This window comes from Rhizobium sp. NLR10b (genome assembly GCF_019685435.1).
Taxonomy (GTDB): Bacteria; Pseudomonadota; Alphaproteobacteria; order Rhizobiales; family Rhizobiaceae; genus Rhizobium.
The window spans coordinates 87,621-106,674 of sequence record NZ_JABDWV010000012.1 but is presented as its reverse complement, the minus strand read 5'-3'; the positions used below and the strand labels follow the sequence as shown (position 1 = coordinate 106,674).

The 19,054-nt window shown below is 62.0% G+C and carries 14 protein-coding genes and 2 pseudogenes; 8 read left to right on the top strand and 8 right to left on the bottom strand.

What is annotated here, in order from left to right:
• Positions 1-86: 86 nt before the first annotated feature.
• On the bottom strand, positions 87-722 hold the full coding sequence (locus HJB91_RS20310) for a DUF1062 domain-containing protein (protein ID WP_221155793.1): 636 nt from the start codon (positions 720-722) through the stop codon (positions 87-89).
• A gap of 404 nt (positions 723-1,126) precedes the next feature.
• Positions 1,127-2,155 carry a flagellar biosynthetic protein FliO gene (locus tag HJB91_RS20305; protein WP_221155792.1) on the bottom strand — a complete coding sequence of 343 codons (1,029 nt, stop codon included), beginning with the start codon at positions 2,153-2,155 and terminating at the stop codon, positions 1,127-1,129.
• A gap of 306 nt (positions 2,156-2,461) precedes the next feature.
• On the opposite strand from HJB91_RS20305, the gene cckA reads away from it, so the two are divergent.
• Complete coding sequence (cckA, locus tag HJB91_RS20300; RefSeq protein ID WP_221155791.1) at positions 2,462-5,062, top strand: cell cycle histidine kinase CckA; 2,601 nt, start codon at positions 2,462-2,464, stop codon at positions 5,060-5,062.
• Between the two features lie 263 nt (positions 5,063-5,325).
• Here the strand turns inward: cckA and HJB91_RS20295 are convergent, their stop codons facing one another.
• On the bottom strand, positions 5,326-6,252 hold the full coding sequence (locus HJB91_RS20295; RefSeq protein WP_064806159.1) for a pseudouridine-5'-phosphate glycosidase: 927 nt from the start codon (positions 6,250-6,252) through the stop codon (positions 5,326-5,328).
• A gap of 89 nt (positions 6,253-6,341) precedes the next feature.
• The gene (locus HJB91_RS20290; protein ID WP_221155790.1) at positions 6,342-7,286 is read right to left on the bottom strand and encodes a carbohydrate kinase family protein; all 945 of its coding nucleotides are present in this window, start codon (positions 7,284-7,286) and stop codon (positions 6,342-6,344) included.
• Between the two features lie 230 nt (positions 7,287-7,516).
• Between HJB91_RS20290 and recA the strand changes: the two genes are divergently transcribed.
• Entirely contained in the window at positions 7,517-8,605 is a 1,089-nt protein-coding gene (gene recA / locus HJB91_RS20285) for a recombinase RecA (protein ID WP_011425583.1), read from the top strand.
• A gap of 155 nt (positions 8,606-8,760) precedes the next feature.
• On the top strand, positions 8,761-11,415 hold the full coding sequence (alaS, locus tag HJB91_RS20280) for an alanine--tRNA ligase (RefSeq protein ID WP_221123381.1): 2,655 nt from the start codon (positions 8,761-8,763) through the stop codon (positions 11,413-11,415).
• A 91-nt stretch (positions 11,416-11,506) separates the two neighbouring features.
• Here alaS and HJB91_RS30875 read toward each other — a convergent pair.
• Positions 11,507-11,617, bottom strand: a pseudogene (locus HJB91_RS30875) (LysE family translocator); the annotation flags it as partial.
• A 1-nt stretch (position 11,618) separates the two neighbouring features.
• On the opposite strand from HJB91_RS30875, the pseudogene HJB91_RS20275 reads away from it, so the two are divergent.
• Positions 11,619-12,017, top strand: a pseudogene (locus HJB91_RS20275) (GyrI-like domain-containing protein); the annotation flags it as partial.
• Positions 12,018-12,066: 49 nt separating this feature from the next.
• On the opposite strand, the gene HJB91_RS20270 reads toward HJB91_RS20275, so the two are convergent.
• From HJB91_RS20270 to HJB91_RS20260, 3 genes are all read right to left on the bottom strand, one after another.
• The gene (locus HJB91_RS20270) at positions 12,067-12,693 is read right to left on the bottom strand and encodes a glutathione S-transferase family protein (RefSeq protein WP_210631126.1); all 627 of its coding nucleotides are present in this window, start codon (positions 12,691-12,693) and stop codon (positions 12,067-12,069) included.
• A gap of 88 nt (positions 12,694-12,781) precedes the next feature.
• Positions 12,782-13,228: a GNAT family N-acetyltransferase gene (locus HJB91_RS20265; RefSeq protein ID WP_210631127.1), complete on the bottom strand. Its 447-nt coding sequence runs from the start codon at positions 13,226-13,228 to the stop codon at positions 12,782-12,784.
• 69 nt (positions 13,229-13,297) lie between these two features.
• On the bottom strand, positions 13,298-14,509 hold the full coding sequence (locus tag HJB91_RS20260; protein ID WP_088674229.1) for an NADP-dependent isocitrate dehydrogenase: 1,212 nt from the start codon (positions 14,507-14,509) through the stop codon (positions 13,298-13,300).
• 193 nt (positions 14,510-14,702) lie between these two features.
• Here HJB91_RS20260 and HJB91_RS20255 point away from each other — a divergent pair, with 193 nt between their 5' ends.
• The 4 genes from HJB91_RS20255 to murI all read left to right on the top strand — a co-directional run bounded on the left by HJB91_RS20255 (position 14,703) and on the right by murI (position 18,989).
• Complete coding sequence (locus HJB91_RS20255; RefSeq protein ID WP_221123380.1) at positions 14,703-15,245, top strand: hypothetical protein; 543 nt, start codon at positions 14,703-14,705, stop codon at positions 15,243-15,245.
• A gap of 88 nt (positions 15,246-15,333) precedes the next feature.
• Positions 15,334-17,373 carry an FUSC family protein gene (locus HJB91_RS20250; RefSeq protein WP_221123379.1) on the top strand — a complete coding sequence of 680 codons (2,040 nt, stop codon included), beginning with the start codon at positions 15,334-15,336 and terminating at the stop codon, positions 17,371-17,373.
• A gap of 4 nt (positions 17,374-17,377) precedes the next feature.
• The gene (locus HJB91_RS20245; RefSeq protein ID WP_210631131.1) at positions 17,378-18,208 is read left to right on the top strand and encodes an RNA methyltransferase; all 831 of its coding nucleotides are present in this window, start codon (positions 17,378-17,380) and stop codon (positions 18,206-18,208) included.
• Positions 18,189-18,989 (top strand): glutamate racemase, encoded by an 801-nt coding sequence (gene murI / locus HJB91_RS20240; RefSeq protein WP_210631132.1) that lies wholly within the window; start codon positions 18,189-18,191, stop codon positions 18,987-18,989. Before HJB91_RS20245 ends, murI begins: the two co-directional genes overlap by 20 nt.
• The last annotated feature ends 65 nt before the right edge of the window (positions 18,990-19,054 follow it).

The following is a 19,054-nucleotide window of genomic DNA, read 5'->3' as shown; positions in this document are numbered from 1 at the left end:
CCCATGCAGAGATGAGACACATTCAGCGCCGCGATCCGATCGCGGCGCTTTTTGTTGAGCCATCTCCCGATGTGTCGAAGAGGCGGTTACGGGAAAGCGTCCGTCGCCAGAGCTTTCCAGAATGGTTCCCGCTCCGCCTCCGTGGCGAGATCGATTGTGACGAGGGTGCCATTCTTGATCCGCCGCCGCATGATGTCGGCCCGCTCGGGCTCTGTTCGACAGAGGCCCCGATCGTGAAGAGCCTGCAGGCGGGAGCGTGATATCTTCAACTCGCCGGCCAGCAGCCGATCCAGGCGTATGCTTGCTGGAAACGGAGCCGCCAGTTCGATTTCCAGCCTCGTCCAGCCTGGGGTCTCGTGCCGGATCTCCTTGGCGATGTCGAATTCGGCGAACTCGTCCACACGCTGTGACTTGCGCCGCAGCGAATCAAGATTGAAGGTTTCCGCCCGAATCCAGCTCGGGTCGTTGGACTGCAGCGCGTCGAGAATCATCGGATCGACGTCCGGAATATTTCGGCGTTCGAAGATCGGGCGGTTCCATGTCCTTTCGCAGATCAGGCATTTGTAGATCAGCCAGGCGTCGAGCTTGCGACCGTTTGCATTAAGCCGGATCTTGCCGCTGGATCGGAAAGCTCTGAGGCCCCCGCATCCACCGCAGGCAATCCATGGCTGCGGCGCCGTTTTGGGAGTGATGGTCCATCGGACCCGAAGTGTCTTGCACATATCGTCTTGGTCTTCCGTTCGGAAGTCCACCAAGATGGTGCATGAGAAAACCCTTGCGGGCGCGGTATGGCGATGTTGTGGGCGGCTGAAGAGCTGAGACAGCAGAGCTGCACATGGCACATTGTAACAATGCCAAACCGGTCTCTCGCCACCACCCGATGAACATGTTCGCATGCCGTCAGCGCGTCGCTCACGGCTACACGGGTGAAACTGGGGTGAGACCGGTATTTACTTAGGCAAAGTCTACCTCGGATGCGCCAATGCTCTTCAACCTGATCGATAGCAAATGATCGGCGTGATAGGGAGTCCCCGAGGTGTTGGCGAGGTGAAAGCCGCAGCATTGCGGCTTTTATGCAACTTCATGACGAAGCTAACGGATGACAACCGAGATGTAAGCGTTTGTCTTACTTGTCGCGGTTGACGCTCATTTCGCCGAAGATGCGGGCGACTTCTTTCTGCAGGTCGGTGTCGGCACCGGTGATGGGGGCAAGCTCGGGATCACGGCGCGGCTGGTTGGCCGGCTGCGGCGCGGCCTGACGAGGGCCCTGATTTGCCGGGGCCGGCACGATGCGCTCGGCCGTCAAATTGTTTGACATTTCCTCTTCCAGCACCCGTTGGAAATCACGGCGGATCGCCGCTGCCGATTGCACAGCCGCATCGTCCTCGGCCGTAGCGGCAGCGGCGCGCGGCGCCGGCATATCCGGGGCGGAGACCTCGGGCTCGATGCGCTGCTGAGGCAGCACGCGCTGGCGGGCGGCATCCAGGATTTCGGCGGCGCTTGCGGTATCGCGGAACGATGCCGGCTGCGCGCCGGCGGCAGCAGAGGGGCGCTCCGGGGTGCGCGCTTGGGGCGGGACAGCGCGTAGGGATTGGTCGTGTTCGGTCGATAGAGGTGCCGTCGCCGGTTCTGGCGGAAGAGGGCCGGTGGCCACCGGCGGCGGCATGGTGGGCGCGGCCGATGGTTCGGGGCGCGGCCGCGGCTCCGATGCGGTGGGCGCAGCGAAGGGGGGGCCGGCGGCCGGCTCGGCGCGGGGTGTGACCGGCGCACGGGCGGCGGAAACAGGCGGTGTTTCCGGCCGCGGGACTGAAATCGGCCGCTCGGCGGCAGGCTCCGGGCGTGAGAGGCTTTCCGGCTGCTCGGTCGTCTGCGGCAGGATCCGGCTTTCAATGACGATATCGGTCGGGCCACCGATCATGATAAGATGCTCGACATCATCTCGGCGCACCAGCACCAGCCGGCGGCGGGCGTCGACGGCTGCCGCGTCCAGCACCTGCAGGCGGGGCTGACGGTTGCGACCGCCGCGTACAAAGGGCGACGGGGCGCGGCCTCGCATCAGCCAGAGTGCCAGAATGAGCAGGAGGAGCGCCAGGCCAACGCCACCGGCCGCAAGCAGGAAACGGCTGCCATAGGCTGCGACAAGATCATCGAACATAGTCACTCACTCCATTTCACATTCGGCACATATTGACGACTTTTCCGTCCCTTAGGCAAGGGCAGCCGGCCCTGTCCAGCCATGCACGAATGCGATTTCGTGTTATGCCGAATTGCAGCTGCCGGCGTCGCGCGCAGGCAGCTGCCGCAGGCATCAGCCGCAGATGGCGCTCTTGCCTGTGAATTCAAGCGGTCTTGCCGGCGACCGGTGTTTTTGCCGGCTTGGCAAATTGCTAAGAAGGAAAGAGCGCCTGATTCCCGCTTCTTATTCGTGCTACGAGGTGGGGGGGGCATATGCGAGGAATATATGACGAAACCGCGTCAGGTCGACGACTATAACGCACCGCTTGTGGATCGTGGGGGGCGTTCTGGCACGGTTTTGCGCATTCTTCTCCTGGCGCTCGTGCTGATCGCGGCCGCCGGGGCTTTTGTCGTCTTCAAGCGATCGCTCGACAACGAGATGGTGCTCGGCGGTCTAGGCGTTCTCGCCATGGTCGGCATCTTCTTCCTGGTATCTTCCGTCATCGGCTTCATCGAGGTGATGCCGCAGCGCCAGTCCGACAGCCTGGCGCGCGCCTTCCTCAACAGCCACCCGGATGGCACGCTGATCACCGACGAAAAGGGCCGTATCATCTATGCCAACGCCGCCTATGGCGCGCTCACCGGCGCGCGCAAGGCAACAGAAGTGCAGACGCTGGAAACGCTGCTGTCGCGGCATCGCGAATCCAACGAGGCGCTCTACCGGCTGGTCAACGGTCTGCGCGAGGGCAAGGAGCGCCGGGAGGAATTCCGCCTGCTGCGCGCCGTCGGGCCCGGCAGCAACAGCTCGGGCGCGCATTGGTACCGGCTGAAGGTGCGGCTGCTGCAGCCGGAGGATGATGGCGGCAAGCCGCTTCAGATCTGGCAGATCACCGACATTACCGCCGAACGCGACGATCAGGAGCGCTTCTTCAAGGAGCTGCAGAATGCGATCGACTATCTCGATCACGCTCCGGCCGGTTTCTTCTCCGCCGGCAGGAAGGGCGAAATCTTCTACCTGAACGCGACACTTGCCGAGTGGCTGGGCCTCGACCTGACCAAGTTCCTGCCCGGCTCGATGTCGATTGGCGATCTGGTGGCGGGCGAGGGGCTGGCGCTGATCCAGTCGGTGCAGGCCGAGCCTGGCCTGAAAAAAACCGTGACGCTGGATCTCGATCTGCGCAAGACCAACGGCCAGAGCCTGCCGGTGCAGATCATCCACAGCGTCACCTCGATGCGCGACGGCGCTCCAGGCGAAAGCCGGACGATCGTGCTGGCGCGCGGAAAGAGCAGCGAGAGCGGCCAGTCCGCTTCGGCCGCCGCCATGCGCTTCACCCGCTTCTTCAACAATACGCCGATGGCGATCGCCTCGGTCGACGGCGATGGACGCATCCTGCGCACCAACGCTCCGTTCCTGAAGCTGTTCTCCGGCATCGTCTCGCGCGACGACCTGGAAAAGGCGCCGTATCTCGAAACCATCGTGCAGGAGAGCGACCGGCCGCAACTGGCCGCGGCGCTGACGGCCGCCAAGGACCGGCAGGGTGACATCCCGCCGCTCGACACCCGCACGCCGACCGACGAGGCGCGCTATTTCCGCTTCTATGTCAACGCCGTCATCGACCAGAGCGACGAGGCGCCGGAAGAAGCGGCGATCGTCTATGCCGTCGAGGTGACCGAGCAGAAGGCGCTGGAAGCGCAAATGGCGCAGACGCAAAAGATGAACGCTGTCGGAACGCTCGCCGGTGGTATTGCACATGACTTCAACAACGTCCTGACGGCGATCCTGCTTTCTTCCGATCACCTGCTGCTGCAGGCGCGTCCTTCCGATGCAAGCTTCGCCGATCTGATGGAAATCAAGCGCAACGCCAACCGCGCCGCGGTGCTGGTGCGCCAGTTGCTCGCCTTCTCACGTAAGCAGACGATGCGGCCCTCGGTGCTGAACCTCACTGATGTCGTCGGCGACCTGCGCATGCTGGTCGACCGGCTGCTCTCCGGCACCAATGTCAAGCTCGATGTGCAATATGGCCGCGATCTCTGGCCCGTCAAAACGGACCTTTCGCAATTCGAGCAGGTGCTAATCAATCTCTGCGTCAATGCGCGCGACGCAATGCCCGACGGCGGCACGCTGACGCTGCGCACCCGTAATCTGACTGCAGCCGACGTCGCGGCCTTCAACTATTCCTACATGCCGGCCGAGGACATGGTGCTGGTCGAAGTCGCCGATACCGGTACAGGCATCGCGCCCGAGATCATGGACAAGATTTTCGAGCCCTTCTTCACCACCAAGGATGTCGGCAAGGGCACCGGGCTTGGTCTCGCCATGGTCTACGGCATCGTCAAGCAGTCCGGTGGCTACATCCAGCCAGAATCCGAAGTCGGCAAAGGCACGACCTTCCGGGTCTTCCTGCCGCGCCACATCCCGGAGCCGGCGATTGCCGCGGAGGCGGGTTCGATCGACAGTGCCATCAATGAAGTCCCAGCCGCGCCCGCGGTGACCGCGCAGCAGCCGGAGGACCTGACCGGCTCGGCCGTCGTCCTTCTCGTCGAAGACGAGGAAGCGGTGCGCCGCGGCGGCAAGCGCATGCTGGAAACGCGCGGCTACACCGTGCATGAGGCGGGCTCGGGCGTCGAGGCGCTGAGCATCATGGAGGAGCTCGAGGGCAAGGTCGACATTGTCGTTTCCGACGTGGTCATGCCCGAAATGGACGGCCCGACGCTGCTGCGCGAGTTGCGAAAGAATTATCCCGACCTGAAATTCATCTTCGTCTCCGGCTATGCCGAGGACGCCTTTGCCCGCAATCTGCCCCCGGATGCGAAATTCGGATTTTTGCCCAAGCCGTTCTCGCTGAAGCAGCTTGCCGTGGTGGTGAAGGAAACGTTGGATAGCTAATTACGGCTTGATGGTTTCCGGAGAGAGCACACTGTGTGGCACCCGCTCTGTCCTGCCGGACATCTCCCCCACAAGGGGGGGAGATCGATGAGCGGCTTAGCCGTCCCACACAGCCACCGCTTTGCCGAGCTACAACGCCTATTGTTTTGGTAAACCTTGGGTCCAGCCAATCTCCCACCTGTGGGGGAGATGCCCGGCAGGGCAGAGGGGCGGCTCAACGGCACTATCTATCTGTATGGCGGGACCGGCCCGGCCGTCAAAAATTACTCACCCAAAGCCACGGCAATCTCCGCCGCAAGTCTTGCATTGTTCTCCACCAGAGCGATGTTCGTCTTCAGGCTCTGACCATCCGTCAGGTCGAAGATGGTCGAGAGCAGATAAGGCGTCACCGCCTTGCCGGTCACTTCGTCGCGCTCGGCGCTATCAAGTGCCCGCTCGATATAGATTTCCATCTCTTCACGCGCGATTTCGTCGGCTTCCGGCACCGGATTGGCGACGAGCATGCCGCCGTCGATGCCGAGCTGTTCGCGCACCGTCTGGAAATTGGCGATGGCCGCCGGGCTGTTCAGCGAGAGCGGGCTGCGGATACCTGATGAACGCGACCAGAAGGCTGGGAATTCTTCGCTCTCATAGGTGACCACGGGCACGCCGCGCGTCTCCAGCACTTCAAGCGTCTTTGGAATGTCGAGGATTGCCTTGGCGCCGGCGCAGACGACGATAACGCCGGTGCGCGCGAGCTCTTCGAGATCGGCTGATATATCGAAGCTTTCCTCGGCGCCGCGATGCACGCCGCCGATGCCGCCTGTGGCGAAGACACGAATGCCGGCGCGGGCCGCCGCGATCATCGTCGCCGCGACCGTGGTGGCGCCGGTGCGGCGCTCGGCGATCGCGAAGGCGAGATCGGCCCGCGACACCTTCATCACCTCAGTTGCCTTGGCAAGCTGCTCCAGTTGCGCAGCTTCAAGGCCGATATGCAGCGTGCCGTGGATGACCGCGATCGTTGCCGGCACGGCGCCCTGTTCGCGAATGATCGTCTCGACGCTGCGCGCCATTTCGATATTGCCGGGATAGGGCATGCCATGCGTGATGATGGTCGATTCCAGCGCCACCAGCGGTGCGCCGCGCTGCTTGGCGCTGGCGACCTCCTTCGAATAGGCGATCGGCAGAAGAGGGGAGATGGGCTTGGTCATGATCTTGTCCTGTGATCGGCGGAGCATGAAACCGAAAAGCGTGGGCGGTTTTCGAACGGCATCATGCTCAACTCTTTAATTCAGTCGCTTCAATGTAGAATTCTGACCTCGGGAACAAGGGCAAGTGCCTCGTTCAAGAGATCCGGCGTCAGATTTTCGTTGACGGCGTGCCGTGACTGCACCGTGAGCGCTGCCGCCGCCGCGCCGTGGCGAATGGCCTCCTCAAGCGGCAGGCCAAATATCAAGGCGGCGAGCGTGCCGGCGGCAAGGGAATCGCCGGCGCCCGTGACATCGGCGACGGTGTCGGCGATTGGCGGCTGCAGCGCCACGGCGCGGTCTTTGCAAATCGCAACAAGCTCACGCCGGCCGCGGGTGACCACGGCGTTTCTGATGCCGATCTCGTTCAGGAGCGGCGGCCAACCGCCCAAATCCTCCGGCTGCACGCCGGTAACGGCAGCGGCTTCGGCCTCGTTCAGGAACAGATAGTCGATATCCGCGATGCAGGGTTTCAGCCGGACCACCTTGGCCGGCGAGATTGCGATGGCCGCGACGGGTTTGGCCAGGGAGTTCGCCTTGGCGACGATCGCCGCGATCGTCTCTTCCGGCAGATTGGCGTCGACGAGAATGAAATCATGCGCGGCGAAGGCCTCGCGCACCCAGCGGATGGACAGGCGCCGCGGCACGAAGAAGCGGTAGAGATCCATGTCGGCAAGGGCGATCACGAGGTCGCCGTTCTTCTCGATGATCGCTGTGTAGCTCGGCGTCTTGCGGTCGAGGAAGACGAAGGGCCGGTCGTCGATGCCGGCGAAATCGGCGGCTTCGCCGACCATTTCGCCGAAGGGATCGCCGCCGCGCGGCGAGATCATCGTCACGTGAAAGCCCAGTCTTGCAAGGTTGCGCGCCGCATTGAAACCGCCGCCGCCCGGCTCCTCGAACCAGGTGCCGGGGTTGCTGGCCCCTGGCGCCGTTTCGCCGGAGATGCGGCCACGCCTGTCGATATGGGCGCCGCCGAGAACGAGAATCTTTTTCATCAACTCACCCGCTTCTCATAACCCGGGAAAGGCGAATCGAAGCGGTCCGCCTGGCTGCGACAAAGCCGGCTCATAAGGCCTAAGCCGTTGCTTTGCATTGATAAAACAAATGTAGAACACGGGCCGTTTTACCTTTTTCTTTCAAATGTTTGTACGCCTATTGCGGGAATGGAACAAATAGGGTACAAACTCGACATTGCTTGAGCGGCTTCAATAACCTAAAGGTGGATCGGATGTCTCAGAATTCATTGCGGCTGGTAGAGGACAAATCGGTGGACAAAAGCAAGGCGCTTGAAGCGGCACTCTCACAGATAGAGCGGTCGTTCGGCAAGGGCTCGATTATGAAACTCGGTTCCAACGAGAACGTTGTCGAGATCGAGACGGTTTCGACGGGCTCGCTTGGTCTTGATATCGCGCTCGGCATCGGCGGTCTGCCGAAGGGCCGTATCATTGAAATCTATGGGCCGGAAAGCTCGGGCAAAACAACGCTTGCGCTGCAAACCATTGCGGAATCGCAGAAGAAGGGCGGCATCTGCGCTTTCGTCGATGCTGAACACGCGCTCGACCCGGTCTATGCCCGCAAGCTTGGCGTCGATCTGCAGAACCTTCTGATCTCGCAGCCAGACACCGGCGAGCAGGCGCTCGAAATCACCGACACGCTGGTGCGCTCCGGCGCCGTCGACGTTCTCGTCGTCGACTCGGTCGCCGCGCTGACGCCGCGCGCCGAAATCGAAGGCGAGATGGGCGACAGCCTGCCGGGCATGCAAGCCCGCCTGATGAGCCAGGCGCTGCGCAAGCTGACCGCTTCGATCTCCAAGTCGAACTGCATGGTGATCTTCATCAACCAGATCCGCATGAAGATCGGCGTCATGTTCGGTTCGCCGGAGACAACGACGGGCGGCAATGCGCTGAAATTCTATGCGTCCGTGCGCCTCGACATTCGCCGCATCGGCTCGGTCAAGGAGCGCGAAGAGGTGGTCGGCAACCAGACCCGCGTCAAAGTCGTCAAGAACAAGATGGCGCCTCCCTTCAAGCAGGTCGAGTTCGACATCATGTATGGCGAAGGCGTGTCGAAGACAGGCGAACTCGTCGATCTCGGCGTCAAGGCCGGTATCGTCGAGAAGTCGGGCGCCTGGTTCTCCTATAACAGCCAGCGTCTCGGCCAGGGCCGCGAAAACGCCAAAACCTTCCTGCGCGACAATCCGGATCTCGCTCGGGAGATCGAGCTGGCGCTGCGCCAGAATGCCGGCCTGATCGCCGATCGTTTCCTGCAGAATGGCGGTCCGGATGCCGATGACGGCGATGCCGCCGCGGAAATGTAATTTTCGCGCTTGAACTTGATCTGATATCTCAGCCGGCTGCATTCCCTTATCAGAATGCGGCCGGTTTTGTTTGTCGGCTGGACAGTGGCGGAGGCGAACGTTAAAAGCCGATGGATTTGTATTTACCGGCCTCGGGCAGCATTGAAGGGCATAGAATGAGCGGCGTGAACGATATCCGGTCGACCTTCCTCGACTATTTCAAGAAGAACGGCCACGAGATCGTTCCGTCCAGTCCGCTCGTGCCGCGCAACGACCCGACGCTGATGTTCACCAATGCCGGCATGGTGCAATTCAAGAACGTCTTCACCGGCCTGGAAAAACGTCCTTATGCGACGGCGACAACCTCGCAGAAGTGCGTGCGCGCCGGCGGCAAGCATAATGACCTCGACAATGTCGGCTATACCGCGCGTCACCTGACCTTCTTCGAAATGCTCGGCAATTTCTCCTTCGGCGACTATTTCAAGGAGAATGCGATCGAGCTTGCCTGGAAGCTGGTGACCGAAGGGTTCGGCCTGCCGAAGCATCGTCTGCTGGTGACCGTCTATTCCGAAGACGAGGAAGCTGCGGCTTTGTGGAAGAAGATCGCCGGTTTCTCCGACGACAAGATCATCCGCATCCCGACCTCCGACAACTTCTGGCAGATGGGCGATACCGGCCCCTGCGGCCCGTGCTCGGAAATCTTCATTGACCAGGGCGAGAATGTCTGGGGCGGCCCTCCCGGTTCGCCCGAGGAAGACGGTGACCGGTTCCTGGAATTCTGGAACCTGGTTTTCATGCAGTTCGAGCAGACCGAGCCGGGGGTTCGCAATCCGCTGCCGCGTCCGTCGATCGACACCGGCATGGGTCTGGAGCGCATGGCCTGCATCCTCCAGGGCGTTCAGAGCGTCTTCGATACCGATCTTTTCCGCATGCTGACCGGCACCATCGAGGACACGATAGGAGTCAAGGCGGAAGGCAGTGCCAGCCACCGCGTCATCGCCGACCATCTGCGCTCCTCGGCCTTCCTGATCGCCGACGGCGTGCTGCCGTCGAATGAGGGCCGAGGCTATGTGCTGCGCCGTATCATGCGTCGCGCCATGCGGCACGCCCAGCTTCTCGGCGCCAAGGAGCCGCTGATGTACAAGCTGCTGCCGACGCTGGTGCAGGAGATGGGCCGCGCTTATCCGGAACTCGTGCGCGCCGAGGCGCTGATCTCAGAGACGCTGAAGCTTGAAGAAGGCCGCTTCCGCAAGACGCTGGAGCGTGGCCTGTCGCTGCTGTCGGATGCGACCACAGATCTCGGCAAGGGCGACATGCTGGATGGCGAGACCGCCTTCAAGCTTTACGACACCTACGGCTTCCCGCTCGACCTGACGCAAGACGCCCTGCGCGCTCGCGAGATCGGCGTCGACATCGCGGGCTTCACCGATGCCATGGAGCGCCAGAAGGCCGAAGCCCGCTCGCATTGGGCCGGCTCCGGCGAGAAGGCAACCGAAACCGTCTGGTTCGAGCTTAAGGAAAAGCATGGCGCAACCGAGTTCCTCGGTTACGACACAGAGAGCGCTGAAGGCGTGGTGCAGGCGATCGTCAAAGACAGCGCCGTTGCCGACGAAGCCAAGGCCGGCGACAAGGTGCAGATCGTCGTCAACCAGACGCCGTTCTATGGAGAATCCGGCGGTCAGATGGGCGATACCGGCGTCATCTCCTCGGACCACGGCAAGATCGAGATATCGGACACGCAGAAGAAGGGCGAGGGCCTCTTCGTGCATACCGGCACCGTCGTCCAAGGTGCCTTCAAGACCGGCGATGCTGTCGTTCTGACTGTCGACCATGCACGCCGTTCGCGTCTGCGCGCCAACCATTCGGCAACCCACCTGCTGCACGAGGCGCTGCGCGAAGTGCTCGGAACCCACGTTGCCCAGAAGGGCTCGCTGGTTGCGCCCGAGCGCCTGCGTTTCGACGTTTCGCATCCCAAGCCGATGTCGGCCGAGGAGTTGAAGGTGGTCGAGGACATGGCAAACGAGATCGTGCTGCAGAATGCGCCCGTCACGACCCGCCTGATGAGCGTCGACGACGCGATCGCCGAAGGCGCGATGGCGCTCTTCGGCGAGAAATACGGCGATGAGGTGCGCGTCGTTTCGATGGGCACGGGTCTGCACGGCGCAAAAAGCAACAGGCCTTACTCGGTCGAACTTTGTGGTGGCACGCATGTGTCGGCGACCGGTCAGATCGGCCTCGTGCGCATCCTCGGCGAAAGCGCCGTCGGCGCCGGTGTTCGCCGTATCGAAGCGGTGACCGGTGAATCGGCGCGCGAATATCTCGCCGAGCAGGATGATCGCGTGAAGACGCTCGCTGCCTCGCTGAAGGTGCAGCCTTCGGAAGTTCTGTCGCGCGTCGAAGCGCTGATGGACGAGCGCCGCAAGCTCGAAAAGGAACTGGCCGACGCCAAGCGCAAGCTCGCCATGGGCGGCGGGCAGGGCGGCTCTGCCGATGCGGTGCGCGAGGTCGCTGGAGTGAAATTCCTCGGTAAGGCCGTGGCCGGCGTCGATCCGAAGGACCTGAAGGGTCTTGCCGATGACGGCAAGGCCAGCATCGGTTCCGGCATCGTGACGCTGATCGGTGTATCCGAAGATGGCAAGGCGAGCGCCGTCGTTGCGGTGACGCCGGATCTCGTTGAGCGTTTCAGTGCTGTCGATCTGGTGCGTGTCGCCTCGGCCGCCCTCGGCGGCAAAGGCGGCGGCGGACGTCCCGACATGGCGCAGGCCGGCGGTCCGAACGGCGCCAAGGCTGATGAGGCGCTCGAGGCTGTTGCAGCGGCACTTGCAGGCTGATCGTCGAGCGTGAGAACTGTTTGAAAGAGCAGCCGGCTGCGAGATCTTGGATTTCGCAGCCGGTTTTGTTTTCGCTGCGCGGCGGCGGCGGTCAGTTTCTCGTCTGCAGTGCGAAACGGCACGCGAGCCCGGTAAAGACTGTTGCGAGCATATATTGCGGCAGTTTCGGGAAACGGCGCATCGAGCCAAGTCGTGAACGGATCTACATGCAGATCGGCAAAGCCTTCGAGACGTTGTTCGGCACACTTTACGCCCGCGGCCTTGGCAGACCCGCTATGCGGATGATCGGCGTCTATGTCGATGACCCGGACATCGTGCCGGCTGAGAAGCTGCGCTCGATCGCCTGCGTCACGAGTGGTTCGGACGTTCCAGCCGAGGCGCCGTTCGAGCGGCGCAGTTTCGACGGTGGCGACTATGCCGTGCTACGCCACAAAGGTCCCTATGCCGACATGTATAAGGCCTATCAGTGGCTCTACGCGGAGTGGCTGCCAAAGTCAGGACGGCAGCTGAAGGACAGCATCATGTTCGAGGAGTATCTGAACAACCCGCGCGAGGTGCCGCCGACCGAACTGATGACGGATATTCACATGCCGCTCGCCTGACGGCGGACATCCCCGACGCGGCGGCTTGGCCGTCGCGCCGGATTGAACGTCAGGCGGCCTGCATCGTCTTGCCGGCCTCGTCGTCCAGGTCATTGGCGCGTTTGTAGGCTTCCCGCTCGCTGATGCGGCCGAAATAATCGATGAAGGCCTGGCGCTTTTCAATGCTGCCGAAACCGAGGCCCCAGCCGATATGGGCGCCGACATAGACGTCGGCGGCGGTGAAGCGTTCGCCGGTGACATAGGTCGAGCCGGAGACGGCCATTTCGAGCGTGTTCATGACGTCGCCGAAACCGCCGCAGCCGGCCATGCGCAGGCGTTCGGCGGGAATTTCGAAGCCGAGCGCTTTCATCGTTACCGCCGATTCAAGAGGGCCGGCGGCAAAGAACAACCAGCGGTAATAGGCGGCGCGCTCCTCCGGCCTCGGCGCCAGACCCTTTTCCGGAAAGGTTTCGGCAAGATAGGCGCAGATCGCTGCGCATTCGGTGACGATGGTGTTGCCGTGACGGATCGCCGGCACCTTGCCCATCGGATTGACCTTGAGATATTCCGGCGCCTTCATGGTTTCACCGAAGGTCAGGAGTTCGGTGCGATAGGGCTGCCCGATCTCCTCCAGCATCCAGCGCGCGATGCGTCCGCGCGACATCGGGTTGGTATAGAATACCAGTTCTTCGGTCATGACATCCTCATCGTGTAGCGATTATTTCAGGCGTTTCCCGCTCGGCAGAATCAATAGAGCGGCAAGATCCTTGTGCAACCCCCGGCGTTCAAAGCGCCTTGCGGTACTGGATGAACCCCGAGCGTTCGGCGATCCTGTCGTAGAGGCGCCGGGCGGTGACATTGCCTTCATGGGTCATCCAGTAGAGCCGGCCGGCACCGTTTTGCCGTGCCAGCCCGGCGACAGCCTCGATCAGCGCGGCTCCGCTGCCGAGCCCGCGTTGGCTGTCCTCGACATAAAGGTCCTGCAGATAGCAGGTCCATTGCGGCAGCCAGCAGGAGCGATGGAAGATCGCGTGGGCGATGCCGACGAGGCGGCCGTCTTCGTCGAAGGCGCCGAGCGCGTGCATCGGTTCGTCGGGATCGTGGAAGCGGCCCCAGGTGAGGTCCGTGGTTTCAGGCGGGATGACTACTTCGTAGAAACGCTGGTAAGCCGCCCATAAGGGCTCCCAGGCGGCGCGGTCAGAGGGTTGGAGCGGGCGCACGGTCGCCGTCATTTTCAATTCTCCCAAAACGAAAAACGGCGGGGAAATCCCCGCCGTCAATGCTATTCCGAAAAGACCTGATTACGCCATGGCCTTCTGCAGGTTCTGGTCGATCTTGTCGAGGAAGGCGGTGGTCGAGAGCCACGGCTGGTCGGGGCCGATGAGCAGCGCCAGGTCCTTGGTCATGAAGCCGGATTCGACGGTATCGACGCAGACCTTTTCCAGCGTCGAGGCGAACTTGGCGAGTTCGGCATTGTCGTCGAGCTTGGCGCGGTGCGCGAGGCCGCGGGTCCAGGCGAAGATCGAGGCGATCGAGTTCGTCGAGGTTTCCTGGCCCTTCTGGTGCTGGCGGTAATGGCGGGTCACCGTGCCGTGAGCGGCTTCGGCTTCAACCGTCTTGCCGTCGGGCGTCAGCAGAACCGAGGTCATCAGGCCGAGCGAGCCGAAGCCCTGCGCAACCGTGTCGGACTGGACGTCGCCGTCATAGTTTTTGCAGGCCCAGACGTAGCCGCCAGACCACTTCAGGGCCGAAGCGACCATGTCGTCGATCAGGCGATGTTCATAGGTGATGCCGACTTCCTTGAACTGGTCCTTGAATTCGGTCTCGTAGACTTCTTCGAAAATGTCCTTGAAGCGGCCGTCATAGGCCTTGAGGATGGTGTTCTTGGTCGACAGGTAGACCGGCCACTTGCGCATCAGGCCGTACATCATCGAAGCGCGGGCGAATTCGCGGATCGATTCATCGAGGTTGTACATGGCCATGGCAACGCCGGCGCCCGGAGCGTTAAAGACTTCCTTCTCGATGACCGTGCCGTCTTCGCCGACGAACTTGATCGTCAGCTTGCCCTTGCCGGGGAATTTGAAGTCGGTGGCGCGATACTGGTCGCCGAAAGCGTGACGACCGACGACGATCGGCTGGGTCCAGCCGGGAACCAGGCGCGGCACGTTGCGGCAGATGATCGGCTCGCGGAAGATGACGCCGCCGAGGATGTTGCGGATCGTGCCGTTCGGGCTCTTCCACATTTCCTTGAGGTTGAATTCCTTGACGCGGGCTTCATCGGGCGTGATGGTCGCGCACTTGATGCCGACGCCGTACTTTTTAATGGCGTTGGCGGCGTCGACGGTGACCTGGTCGTTGGTGGCGTCGCGGTTTTCGACCGAGAGGTCGTAGTAGTCGATGTCGAGGTCGAGATACGGATGGATCAGCTTATCCTTGATGAGCTGCCAGATGATGCGCGTCATTTCATCGCCGTCGAGATCGGCGACGGGATTGGCGACCTTGATCTTCTTCATGTATCTGCCTCGTTAAGCTTGGAATGGGGCGGTTGCCCCGGCTGGGTGATGTAATCCGGAGCGCTATAGCATTGTGAGCCGGGAACGCAAAGCTGCAACGGGCAGGGACATGACGTTTTTGCCGCCATTGCCAAGGGCCGGAAAATGGCTAACCTCCGCGGCATAAGCCCGACTGAGTCCCGGACATTTTGCCATGAAGAAGATCGCCGTTCTGTTCGCCGGCCTCGTTGTCGCCGTGTCTGTTGCACCTGGCCTTTTGCTTGCGGCCGATGCGACTGAGCCGGTCAAGGAAATCATGAAGGACACGCAGACAAACTGGGCGAGCGATGTCAGCGACTGGATCGATATTTTCGAGGAAAGCGTGCTCGGCCGGCTCTACAGCAAGGACTTCGGCGACAAATACAAGGCAGCCGCCCAGAACCCGGCGGCCGACGAGGATGGCATTTCGCCCTTCGACTATGACGTCATCGTCAACGGCCAAGATGCCTGTCCGCTGCAGGACCTTTCCATCGAACGCGGTCAGCCGGCAAACGGCACGACAGAGGTGACGGTGAAATTCAAGGCGGCGACCTGCATGGAAGGCGCACCTAACAAGGATGACTTCACGACTGTGCGTTTCGAGGTCATTGAGGAGAACGGCAAATCCGTCATCGACGACATCATGATTCAGGGTGAAGAGGGGCAGGGGCCGACCTCGCTCAAGGAAACTATGGTGCTGATCGCCAAGGGCGAGTAAGCGCGACATTCGATCGGCATTGGGTGTCAGCGGTTTGATTTCCGCTCCGGCGGCGGTATCTATCGATGCTTCATGGCATGAGGGGCTCATGCATTTGTTTTCCCGTTTTCAGTTCCGCGACTGGCTGCATGCCAATGATCCGGCGCTTTCGCGCCTGCGCATGGCCTCGCGGGTGACGCTGACCATCGTCCTCGTGTTCCTGACGCTGCTTGCGATAAAAGCTTTCATCTTGCCGCTGCCGACGGCGGCCTTTGGCCTCGGCATCGTGCTGTCGATCGAAGGTGGGGTGGCGGTGCGCGATAAGGGCAACGCGCGCCAGCTGGTGACGCGGCTGTTCGGCTGCGCCGCAAGCCTTGCTGTCGTCGCCATTGCCGCAGGGCTCGAGGATCAACGCGTTCTCTCCGACCTCGTTTTTCTCGTCATCATCCTGCTCGCATCGGCGGGCCGCGTGTTCGGGCCGCGCGGATTTGCGATCGGCATGTTCGCCTTCACCTCCTATTTCATGGGGGCCTATTTCCAGCCGCCGCTTGCCGAACTGCCCGAGGTGACGATCGGGCCGGTCGTCTCCGTGCTTGTCGGCCATGTGGTAAGGGTGGTGCTTCTACCTGATGACTGGCGGCGCGATCTGCTGCGCTCGCTCGAAAGTGTCAGCGGGCGGATCAATCAGATCCTCTTCAAGCTCGCTGCCCTTGCCGCCAGTGGCGACATCGGCGATGCCGATCGGCAGGAACTGCGCCAGCTGGAAGACCGGCTGAAGGAAGTGGTGCTGATGGCCGAGACCTTCATCCCGCGCCCATCAGCGGGCGTCTTCGACGGCGCTTCCGATCCCGCTGCGGAGCTGGCGATCCGGCTCTTCGACGCGCATCTTGCCGCCGAAAGCGCTATCGTGCTGAGCTTCCAGAGTCCACCGCCCTTTGCACTCGTTCACGCGGTGATCGAGGCTGAGGCGGCGGAACTCAAAAGATATGAGGGAATGGCCGAGGCCATCAAGGATCAGCCGCAGGGCGAAACCGTACGGGCGCTGCTCTGGCTGGGCGAAGCGCGGCGGCAACTGGTCGAGGCGATCAACAAGGGACGGGCATCCGGTTTCTCCGGCATTGATGCGGCCAAGGATATCGCGCAAGTTCAGGCGATCGATTTTTCGCTGGCCAATCCGCTGTTGCGTTCAGCGCTGCAGATCACGCTCGCCTCGGCGATCGCCATGGGCTTTGGTTTGCTCTTGTCGCGCGAGCGCTGGTTTTGGGCGGTGCTTGCCTCTTTCCTTGTCTTTACCAACACCAATTCGCGCGGCGATACAGCCATGAAAGCGTTATCGCGTTCGCTCGGCACGGTGTTCGGCATCGCCATGGGCCTCCTCCTGGCGACGTTGATTTCGGGTGTGCCCGGTGTCGCTATTCCGGTCATGGCCATAGGCATCTTTCTCGCCTTCTATTTCCTGCAGGTTTCCTACGCGACGATGACCTTCTTCGTTTCGATCGTGCTCTGTCTGGTCTACGGCATGACCGGCGTATTGACGCTCGATCTGCTCAAACTGCGCATCGGGGAGACGATGATCGGCGCGGCGGCCGGAACGGCAGTCGCTTTCGTCGTTTTCCCGGCGCGCACGCGTGGCGCGCTCGATACGGCGCTCGCCCGTTGGTTCCAGGCGCTGCGCGAGCTGCTAGGCGCAATCGGCGCGGGCAAGAGCGGTTTCGAGTTGATCGAATTGTCGCAGAAGATCGACGCCTGCTATCGCGACGTGACGGTGGCGGCTCGCCCGCTTGGCTCCTCCTGGTCGGTGGTGACGCGGCCCGGCCAGATCCGCCAGACATTGGCGATCTTTCTTTCCTGCACCTATTGGGCGCGCATCCTGGCGAGGAGCTACGAAGCACCGCCTGCCGACAATGATCAGAAGAGGCTGATCGCGGCGGATCTCGCGTTGATCGCTGACGCGGCGCCGCGCGGCTCTGCTTGTTTCTTCGTCAGGCGCAAGGCGTCGCGAACGACAGGGCGGCATTTGCCAGTGTCGCGAGAAGGCGCCCGGGTGGGGCTCGAGATGATCGGTTCGGCGCTGGAAAGGCTCTATCCGCAGGCAGACACCTTGCCGTTTGCGTCGGGCGAGGCTATTGCGCGCTCGAAACAGGGATAAGACTATGGCAGGCACGAACAGCGAGCGTCAACTTGTGGCCGAAGGGCCGGCCATCATTCTGGTCGAGCCCCAGATGGGCGAGAATATCGGCATGGTGGCACGCGCCATGGCGAATTTCGGCCTGGCCGAACTGCGTCTCGTCAATCCGCGCGACGGCTGGCCGAACGAGAAAGCGCAGGCGACCGCCTCCAAGGCCGATCACGTGATCGAAGCGACGAAGGTCTACGCCACGCTGGAGCAGGCAATCGCCGATCTCAATTTCGTCTATGCAACGACGGCGCGCAGCCGCGACAACTATAAGCCGGTGCGCTCCCCGGTCTTTGCCGCGCAAACGCTGCGCACAAAGTTCCGGGCAGGCGAGGCAACGGGCATTCTCTTCGGTCGTGAGCGCTGGGGTCTGACCAATGAGGAAGTGGCGCTGGCTGACGAGATCGTGACCTTCCCGGTCAATCCCGCCTTCGCGTCGCTGAATATTGCTCAGGCCGTGCTTCTGATGTCCTATGAATGGATGAAGTCCGGCATGGAAGATCTGGAAGCCGTGCCGTTCCAGGCGCTCGGGCAGCGGCCTTCCACAAAGGAGCAGCTCTTCGGCCTGTTCGACCAGCTGGAAGAAGCGCTCGATTCGCGCAACTATTTCCATCCGCCCTCGAAAAAGCCGAAAATGGTGGACAACCTTCGCGCTGTTCTCTCCCGCCGGGCCTTCACGGAACAGGAAATCAGCGTGCTGCGCGGCGTCATCTCCTCCCTCGATCGCTTTTCGCGAAACAGTCCGCGCAAAGGCGGTTTCACCAGATCCGGCAAGGAAGCGCCAACCGATGACAGCGCCGACCAATGAGCTGAAACCCGTCCTCATCTTTGATTCAGGCATAGGCGGGCTGACCGTGCTGCGCGAGGTGCGTGTGCTAATGCCGGAACGCGGCTTCATCTATGTCGCTGATGATGCGGGCTTTCCCTATGGGGGGTGGGAAGAGCAGGCGCTGAAAGAGCGCATCATCGGGCTCTTCGGCAAGCTGCTTCAGGAGCACGATCCAGAAGTCTGTATCATCGCCTGCAACACCGCCTTCACGCTCGTTGGCGCCGACCTGCGGGCCGCCTTTCCCCAGATGACCTTCGTCGGCACAGTGCCGGCGATCAAGCCGGCGGCGGAGCGGACGCGCTCAGGTTTGGTTTCGGTGCTGGCGACGCCGGGGACGGTCAAGCGCGCCTATACGCGCGACCTCATCCAGTCCTTCGCGCAGCAATGCCACGTGCGGCTTGTCGGCTCGGAAAACCTTGCGCGCATGGCCGAAGCCTATATTCGTGGTGACGCCGTCTCCGACGAGGCGGTGCTTGCCGAGATCGACCAGTGCTTCGTCGAGAAGGGCGGCCAGAAGACAGATATCGTGGTGCTTGCCTGCACACACTATCCTTTCATGGCCAATCTTTTCCGCCGCCTTGCGCCCTGGCCGGTCGACTGGCTCGATCCAGCCGAGGCAATCGCGCGGCGCGCCCGCACGCTGGTGCCGCTGGTTGCCGATGCAGTGCATCCTGATAATTTCGACTTTGCAGTCTTCATGTCAGGCAATCCCGATTTTGCGACGCGGCGGCTGATGCAGGGATTCGGCTTGAGGGCATGAGCGGAATTGTCCTGTGGGTTGGCGAAATCCGGCCCTGAAAAACTGTCCATTCTTTGATAGACGGA